The sequence below is a fragment of the Vibrio sp. V39_P1S14PM300 genome (assembly GCF_009904765.1).
GTDB lineage: Bacteria > Pseudomonadota > Gammaproteobacteria > Enterobacterales > Vibrionaceae > Vibrio > Vibrio proteolyticus.
The window spans coordinates 1-8,698 of record NZ_WXWP01000261.1; the positions used below are offsets into that span (position 1 = coordinate 1).

Annotated in this window: 7 protein-coding genes; 4 read left to right on the forward strand and 3 right to left on the reverse strand. The window is 49.4% G+C overall.

Annotation, left to right across the window (positions count from 1 at the left end; all coding sequences use genetic code 11):
* Positions 1 to 111: 111 nt before the first annotated feature.
* Entirely contained in the window at positions 112 to 987 is an 876-nt protein-coding gene (locus CAG65_RS13225) for a LysR family transcriptional regulator (protein WP_040902254.1), read from the forward strand.
* Between the two features lie 49 nt (positions 988 to 1,036).
* Here the strand turns inward: CAG65_RS13225 and CAG65_RS13230 are convergent, their stop codons facing one another.
* The 3 genes from CAG65_RS13230 to fadI form a co-directional block, all read right to left on the reverse strand.
* Entirely contained in the window at positions 1,037 to 1,585 is a 549-nt protein-coding gene (locus tag CAG65_RS13230) for an NAD(P)H nitroreductase (protein WP_161453949.1), read from the reverse strand.
* 142 nt (positions 1,586 to 1,727) lie between these two features.
* Positions 1,728 to 3,842 (reverse strand): fatty acid oxidation complex subunit alpha FadJ, encoded by a 2,115-nt coding sequence (gene fadJ, locus CAG65_RS13235; protein WP_161453950.1) that lies wholly within the window; start codon positions 3,840 to 3,842, stop codon positions 1,728 to 1,730.
* Entirely contained in the window at positions 3,842 to 5,149 is a 1,308-nt protein-coding gene (gene fadI, locus CAG65_RS13240) for an acetyl-CoA C-acyltransferase FadI (RefSeq protein ID WP_021703907.1), read from the reverse strand. Before fadI ends, fadJ begins: the two co-directional genes overlap by 1 nt.
* A gap of 517 nt (positions 5,150 to 5,666) precedes the next feature.
* Between fadI and CAG65_RS13245 the strand changes: the two genes are divergently transcribed.
* The 3 genes from CAG65_RS13245 (at position 5,667) to CAG65_RS13255 (ending at position 8,488) form a co-directional block, all read left to right on the forward strand.
* Positions 5,667 to 6,230, forward strand: coding sequence for a sigma-70 family RNA polymerase sigma factor (locus tag CAG65_RS13245; RefSeq protein ID WP_161453951.1), 564 nt, complete (start codon positions 5,667 to 5,669; stop codon positions 6,228 to 6,230).
* On the forward strand, positions 6,223 to 6,948 hold the full coding sequence (locus CAG65_RS13250) for a DUF3379 domain-containing protein (protein ID WP_161453952.1): 726 nt from the start codon (positions 6,223 to 6,225) through the stop codon (positions 6,946 to 6,948). Before CAG65_RS13245 ends, CAG65_RS13250 begins: the two co-directional genes overlap by 8 nt.
* 244 nt (positions 6,949 to 7,192) lie before the next feature.
* On the forward strand, positions 7,193 to 8,488 hold the full coding sequence (locus CAG65_RS13255) for an outer membrane protein transport protein (RefSeq protein WP_021703904.1): 1,296 nt from the start codon (positions 7,193 to 7,195) through the stop codon (positions 8,486 to 8,488).
* Positions 8,489 to 8,698 lie beyond the last annotated feature (210 nt).

An 8,698-nucleotide genomic window follows, 5' to 3' on the forward strand; every position in this document is an offset into this window, starting at 1 on the left:
TACTATATGTACGTAATATCGTAAAAATCACCAGTTGTTGATGTGACTCAAGCCTTAACATCTGATATACCTATAAATTACCGCAATTCGTAATAAGATGTGTCTGGAATGATGAAATTAGATGATCTCAACCTATTTCGACTGGTTGTCGAAAATGGGAGCTATACCGCAACTTCTCGCAAGACAATGATTCCTGTCGCGACCATCACCCGACGCATTCAGGCGCTTGAAGACGCTCTGAATCTGAGATTGCTCAATCGTCACGCGCGCAAGCTGTCATTGACCGAAGCAGGCGAACGCTTTTTTCAGGAATGTTCCCCGCTGCTACAACGTTTGTCTATGACCGCAGAAGAATTGACGGATGAATGCCGTGGCGCCGCAGGGAAAATCAAGATTTCTGCCCCATCGAACCTGACTAAACGCATGATGATGCCGATGTTTATTGAGTTCATGCGACAGTTCTCCGAGATCAATATCGAACTGACCACCAGCAATCACGCCGATCAGTTGGATCCAACCGAATGGGATGTAATTTTCCGCGTAGGTCCGCAACGTGACTCCAGCCTAATCGCCAGAAAAATTGGCGAAGTCAAAGACATTTTAGTGGCCAGCCCAGACTACCTAAAAAACAACCCTGCCCCCAAACACGCCGAAGAGCTGGCAAATCACTCGTTGTTGAAAGGCCACCCACTGATCAAATGGCAGTTGTCCAATTCATCGGGCGAAACCGTCGTGAACAACGATAATGGTCGTTTCCAGGCCAACGCGCTGAATGTCGTGCGTTCTGCGGTGTCTGACGGGCTTGGGATCACCCTAATGCCCGACGTGATGTTGCGTGAGTATATCGATGACGGCAGCCTGGTTCGCGTATTAGAAGATTGGAGCGCCAACCCGCGTGATATTTACATGCTCTACAACCACAAAGATCACCTGCCAGAGAAAGTACGTCTGTTTATCGATTTCGTCATTGCCTACAACATCCACTGACAAAAAGGCCTGTGAATATCACAGGCCTTTCTGATAGCGCTCTTACCAGTTACAGATACTCGACAAATTTGCCCAGCTCCCGCTCTGGCGCTTTCATTGGTGAGCAGCCCGGAGTGCCGAGATACAGGAAGCCAACGATCTGATCCTCACCTTGTAAGCCAAATGCTTTGTGCACCTCCGGATGGAACATCCACTTGCCTGAACGCCAGAAGCCCTGAAACCCTTGTGCCACCGCGGCCATCTGCATCGCCTGTGCAGCACAACCGGCGGACAAGTACTGTTCCAGTGGCGGCACTTTCTCATGTTCCGTTACTCTGGCAATCACCGCAATCACCATTGGGGCGCGAAACGGGGCATTTTTCAGTTTATCGATCACCGCATCTTCGCTGTTTTCCATTTCAGCAGCCTTGACCAGAATATCAGCCAGTTTCTGCAAACCCGACCCCTGGCAAATCACAAAACGCCACGGGGTCAAGCCGGCATGATCGGGCGCACGCAACCCAGCGCGGATAATGTTTTCCAAAGCTTTACCTTCCGGTGCCGGCGCCGAAAGCTTGGCGATTGAACGTCGGTTCAACAGCAGTTCAAGAGCGTCCATTTTGAATCCTTACTTCACTGATTATGCGCACATCATAGCAAACACGCCTCACAGTTGCAGCGCATCGCACAGCGATTTGCGTTAAGGCTAACAAACAAAAAAGCGGGCCTGTGGCCCGCCTTGTCATCAACGCATGTATGACTTATTCATAGAATGGTTTGTCCAGCCCGGCTCGGGTCAATAACCCGTCACACGGTGCGAAACGGTCACCGTATTTCTTCGCGTGATCGTTCATGATCTCGACCAGACGTTTGATGCCAATCTGATCCATGTAACGGAATGGTCCACCGAGAAACGGTGGGAATCCGATCCCAAAGATCGCCCCAATGTCGCCGTCACGTGGGCTACGAATGATGCCCTCATCCAAACAACGTACCGCTTCATTGAGCATTGGCAATACACAACGCATCGCAATGTCGTTCGCGCCCAGTTTGGATTCCGGCGTCAGTTTCAGCAGCTTATAAATGCTCTTATCGACGTCTTTTTTCTTGCCTTTGTAGGTGTAGAAGCCCTTGCCACTCTTACGACCTTTGCGTCCGTCGTTCAACAAGGTGTCAAAAACGTCCGGCCCACGGAAGCGAACACCCAGTTCATTGATCAGAACCGGCATGATCTTAGCGCCAATATCGATGCCCACTTCATCCAGCAGGGTTATCGGGCCGACCGGGAAACCAAAATCCAACAACGCGGTATCAAGATGGTCAATCGGCTCACCAGACATCAGCACCTGAGCGGCTTCATTCATGTATGGCGCCAAAATCCGATTCACATAAAAGCCCGCGCAGTCTTTGACGACAATCGGCGTTTTCCCCTGCTTCTTCGCCAGGGCTACCACGGTCGATACGGTTTCATCAGACGTCCCCGCATGCGGAATCACTTCCACCAGCGGCATCTTCTCTACCGGACTGAAGTAATGCAAACCAACCACATTTTCCGGACGCTTGGCTTGTGCTGCAATCTGGTGAATCGGCAACGACGACGTATTGGTCGCAAAAATCGTGCTCGGTTTGGCATTGGCCTCAATGTCCGCCACCATCTGCTGCTTCAGCTGTAAATCTTCAAACACCGCTTCAATCACCACATCCGTATGATTGAAGGTGGTAAAATCGGTTCCGCCCGACAACTGCATCATTTTGCCCTGAAGCTGAGCTTTGGACAAAATGCGGCGCTTACGTTGTTTCTCAAACAATTTGTAGTTGTACTGTAGTGCATTCAACACACCATCGTTAGCGACATCTTTGATGCGTACCGGTACGTTGGCTTTGACAACGCTGACATGGCTGATGCCTGCGCCCATCAGACCGCCACCTAGCACAGCCACACGCGAAACCGCTTGCGGTTCGGCGTCGCTGCCGTGTTCCTTTTTCATCTCGGTTGTGGCAAAGAATATCGAACGCAGAGCCCTGGATTCAGCGGTCATCACCAACTCACCAAAGCGGCGTGCTTCAAGCTCCAGACCGTCTGTCATGCCCTTTTCTAAACCATGACGAATCACATCCAGGATAGCCTCAGCGGCCGGATAATTGCCGCGGGTTTTTTCGCGGGTTTTCTTCGCTGCCTGTTCAAAAATCAGTTTGCGTCCGACCCCGGTTTGAGACATCAGTTTCTCTTTGGTCGACACTTTTTTGTTCGGTTTCTTTTTCCCCTTTTCAAGGAAGCTCTTCGCAACATCAAGCAAGACAGTCTGTGGCACGCTGGCATCCACCACACCCAGTTTCTTCGCTTTCTTCGCGCGCAACTGTTTTCCTGTCAGAATCAAATCCAGTGCAGGCAGCAAGCCAATCAGACGCGGTAAGCGCTGAGTACCACCAGAGCCTGGCAGCAGACCGAGTTGAACCTCAGGCAACCCAAGTCGGGTGCCATCTGCATCACTACAAACGCGATAATCACACGCCAATGCGAGCTCCAGGCCGCCACCCAGACATGGGCCATGAATGGCTGCCACGACCGGATACGGCAAATCAGCCAAAGCCTGGAACATCTGTTGGCCTTGCTTGGCCAACGTTTCCGCTTCTGCCGCACTCTTACACGCTTCCAGCATGCGCACGTCTGCACCAGCCACAAAGTTGTCTGGTTTGAGAGAATGGAGAATCAGGCCTTTAATGCCTTTCTCATTTTTCAACTGCGTCAAAATATCGCTCATTTCATCAGCAAACGCAGCCTGAAGAGTATTCATTTTTTCGCCCGGGACGTCGATAGACAGCCAGGCAATATTCTGTTCGTCAACCGTCAGGTTAAACGCCTTTGCATCACTCATTATTCAACCTCCAGAATCATTGCCGCGCCCAGACCACCCGCTGCACACGCGGTATTCAGCGCCAGACCACCACCGCGACGTTTCAGCTCTCGCAGAGTCTGAGTCATCATTCGCGCTCCGGTTGCCGCAAAAGGGTGACCGTACGCAATGGAACCGCCCAGAACGTTAAACTTCTCCATATCGATCTCACCAATCGCCTTAGAACGACCCAGTTTTTCCTGCGCAAACTGAGTACTGGCGAACATTTTGACGTTCGCCAGTGTCTGCGCAGCGAAGGCTTCGTGCATATCGATCAAAGTCAAATCAGACAAGGACAGGCCGGCACGTTCTAGCGCCAGCGGCGTTGCGTATGAGGGGCCCATCAGCATGTCAGTCTCAACACCGATGGCAGAAAACGCATAGGAGCGAATGTAGCCCATGATTTCCAGACCCAGTTCTTTCGCCCGACCTTCTCGCATCAGCATGACCGCAGCAGCACCATCGGTAAGGGGCGTCGAGTTCGCAGCCGTGACACTGCCGTACTGACGGTCAAAGGCCGGACGCAGCTTCGCGTAACCTTCCAGCGTCGAGTCATGACGGACATTGTTGTCTTCCGCCAACCATTTTTTGTACGGTTCAGGGAAAGCCGTCATTACTTCACCGGCGATCTTGCCGTCTTTCCAGGCTTGTGAAGCCAATGTATGAGAACGATGTGCTAACGCGTCCTGATCAGCGCGACTGATGCCATGGGATTTGGCCATCTGTTCTGCGGTCTGCCCCATCGATAGCCCGGTCGAATACTCTGCAACCGCCGGCGGCACAGGCATCAGGTCTTTAAGGCTGAGGTTTTTCAAAAGACCCAGCTTCTGACTGAGCGTTTTAGTTTTGCTCAGAGCAAGCAGGTTAGCCGCCAACGTTTTCGAGACACCAATAGGCAAAACCGAAGAGGAATCCGCACCGCCAGCAATCCCGATGTCTATCGTACCGGCCATAATGCTTTCCGCGACATTCACCGCAGACTGGAAACTGGTGGCACACGCACGCGTGACGCTGTAGGCATCGGTATGGATGCTCATACCGGTGCCCAGTACGATTTCACGTGCAATGTTGGGGGCTTCCGGCATCTGAACCACCTGTCCAAACACCACCTGCTCAATCAGTGTCGGATCGATGTCGGTTCGAGCCATCATTTCACTGACAACCATTTTGCCAAGGTCCACGGCCGGAACTTGACTGAATTCAGTACTTTGACGTGCAAATGGTGTGCGCAGCCCCGCTACGATAGCGACACGTTCGCCTGAACGTGTTTTTACTTCCTGCTTGCCCATTATTTCTCCTTAAAGATAAGAGGTCTGACCTGATGCATTGTAACGAGATTGTTAAAACAATCAAACGGCCGTTTAAATAAACGTGATATTGGCATCGAAACACGCTGTTAGTGTAGTCGATACTAATCATTCAAACGTTGGTAACAGGTTAATAATTCGGAAATTTTAGTGGAAGAGTGATTCGGCGGGCAAAAAAAAACCACACAAAATTGTGTGGTTGGAATATATAAAGCAATTAACTTACGCCAATTGAAAGTAATCAGTTTCCTGATTAGGAGAAAGTAAAGTCAGCCTTCAAAAGGAAGTGTCATCTTGCTCAACACGTTAGTCACAAGGACTAACTAGATGACAAGGTGTACTATAACCCCTACTCGGTATAAGATTTTGAATTAGATCAATTTTATGTTGATTTACTCAAACAAGGTTGCAAATCGCTTGTCAGCCGTTTGATTGACTTACACTTAAATATGTTCGACGTATATAACTATAAGATTCACAGGGCGATTCGGAGGCTCATGTGTCAATAATCAGATTTTTCGGAAAGAAAAAGTCCGATGACCCGGTCAATTCGGATATGGACAGACAAAGAAAATATGAAGCGCTTGTCAGAGCGTATCATCGCGATTTATACCGCTATGCGTTCTGGTTGTGCAAGGATCAGAGCGTGGCGGAAGATCTGGTGCAGGAAACCTGCCTCAGAGCCTGGAAATCGCTCGATAGCTTGCAAGACGACAAAGCGGCCAAATCCTGGCTGATTACCATTTTAAGGCGGGAAAACGCGCGGCGCTTTGAGCGCAAACAGCTGGACTTGGTGGACATTGATGATCACGGTAACGACGCCAAAATCAGCGATGAGGCTCATCATCAGACGGAATGGGTTCAAGCCCAAATAATGAAGTTGGATGTCGATTATCGCGAACCTCTGTTTCTTCAGGTTGTCGGAGGGTTCAGTGGAGAAGAGATCGGTGAAATACTTAACCTCAACAAGAACACGGTAATGACACGCCTGTTTAGAGCCCGCAATCAACTCAAGGAGATGCTGGATTCTGAAGATAAACTAAGGGGGCATCAGAATGGATGATTTAGAATTTCGCCGCCGGATTATGTCGGATCCCAAAGACCGCGATAAACAAGTCCAGGACGCGATGAAAAGCAGCGACGCCAACAAGAAATTTGCTGACGACATTTTGGATTTGGATGCCAGACTTGCGAAAGCGATGACGGTTCCCGTTCCCGATGATCTGGCAGATCGCATTCTGTTCAATCAGTCGTCCTCACCGGATAATGTCGTACGGCCCAACTTTGCTAAACGCGCCATGGCGATGGCGGCGTCGATTGCCTTTGTGTTTGGACTGCTGGTTGGGCAGATCAACTGGGGTAACCTGGTTGTGTCTCCTGCCCAGGCAAGCCTTGCTGATATGGCGGTGAAGCACGTAATTGACGAAAGCGCTTTTGTCGATAATGTCGACGAGCAAGTCAGTTCGACGCAAATTAACGCAAAGATGCAACCTTTCGCCTATCACATGGATTCGGCTTTTCCTTACCATGTGTACTACCTTAACCACTGTGGTTTTGGTCATTCCAACGCCGTTCATATGGTGTTTCAGGGCGACAAAGGGAAGGTCACTCTTTTCCTCACTGGTTTGCCAGCACCGAAGCAGGAAAGCTTCGAAAAAGATGGCATGTCAGGGGTCATCGAACCCATAGGTAACACCAGTTTGATACTGGTTGGAGAAAAAGGTGAAGATGTAACAAAAATCGCTGAAAAGATTGCCAAAATGATCAAACCTGCCGCTTAAAATGAATATAGCCCGAACGATAAGTTTGGGCTATATTTTTACCTCGCCAATAGAGTCTTAACTCTAAAAAATATCAAAATCGCGCATTTTCCTGCTAGATAACCATCATTTCTACAATTTTGTCACCCAATTAGACAATGGTCGGATTTCTATTATCTACACTAAAGCATAGTATCAGCCACCAACTGAGCATTTGCTCAAAAATAACGTCCACTTAGAGACGAAATAAAAAGGAAAAGCATAAATGAACAAGACGCGTCTGTTTAAAAAGTCGCTACTAGCAGTGACTGTCTCTCTCGCCACGCAGCAAGCAATGGCTGCAGGTTTCCAATTGAATGCACAATCTGCAACTGGCCTTGGCCGAGCTTTCGCCGGTGACGCTGTCATCGCAGACAACGCTTCGGTAATGGCACGTAACCCAGCAGCAATGGCTCTGTTTGACAAAACTTCTCTGTCACTGGGTTTTGAAACCATTACCACCAAAATTAAAGTGTCTGATGCCACCTACTACGGTGCGACCGGCGCTGTTGATCCAACTTACACTGGTGTCGATGCTGACTACGACGACGCTGGCGCGACGTCTGTTGCCCCTAACATTCACCTGATCGTTCCGATCAACGAAAAGTTCGCTGTTGGTGCCAATGTCTACTCAAACTTTGGTACCCGAACTGATTTCAGCAGCGGTTACGTAGGGGGTGAGTACGGTGGTGAAACCGAAATCATCAGTCTGAACTTCGGCCTGGCAGGCTCTTACCGCCTGAATGAACAGTGGAGTTTTGGTGCTGGTCTGGATCTGATCTACGGCCAAGGCACACTGAAACGTAACTTCAGCAACAAATTTTATGAAGGTCCGGTTTTACCACCAGCCGTAGACAATGGCCAAACTGCAACGCTGAACGCGCTTAACGGTCAATCCATCCTGGATGTCGAAGATGCCGATGGTTGGGGTGTCGGGTTCAATATCGGTACGGTTTACGAACTGGACAAAGACAACCGCTTTGGTCTGGCATACCGTTACAGCCCAGAGATTGAGGCCAAAGATGGCTCGAAAAAAGTCACGTTGCCCCTGCCGGATATCGCAGAGTTCTCCGGCTACCACAAAATTCCAGACACTAAGTTTGCGGTACACTACAGTGTGCAATGGATTGGCTGGTCAGATTTCGACAAAATTGAGTTTGATAACGTCGCCATCAGTGAAAAGGCCTATGAGTGGCAAGACGGCTGGCACTTTGCTCTGGGTGGCACCTACTACCTGAACAACGACTGGACACTGCGTGCAGGTTACATGTACGACACCAGCGCTCAGGATGACGTTACCTCCATTTCCGTTCCGGATTCGGACCGTCAGTGGTTCTCTGCTGGCTTTACCTACCACATCAGTTCAGCGTCAAACATCGACTTTGGCTTTACCTACCTGATGGGCGATGATGTTGATGTCAGTGAATCAACAGAAGTCGGCGGGCAAACTGTTTCGAGAATTACAGGCACAACTCACGCTGATGCCTATTTGGTTGGCCTACAGTACAGCCACACGTTCTAATTCAGAATCCACGTTTGATTCCAATCTAAAGGGCTGGTTTTCCAGCCCTTTTGCTTAACTCTTCATTACTTTCTGGCTTACATCTGTGAGCATAAAGGGCGTTTTCGTAACACGGGTGTTCGCTCAAAATCTTATACAGCTCAATAACAAACCACATTTATATCTAATAAAACACCAGTTTTAGGTGTTTTATCTTAAAAAAGAATCTTA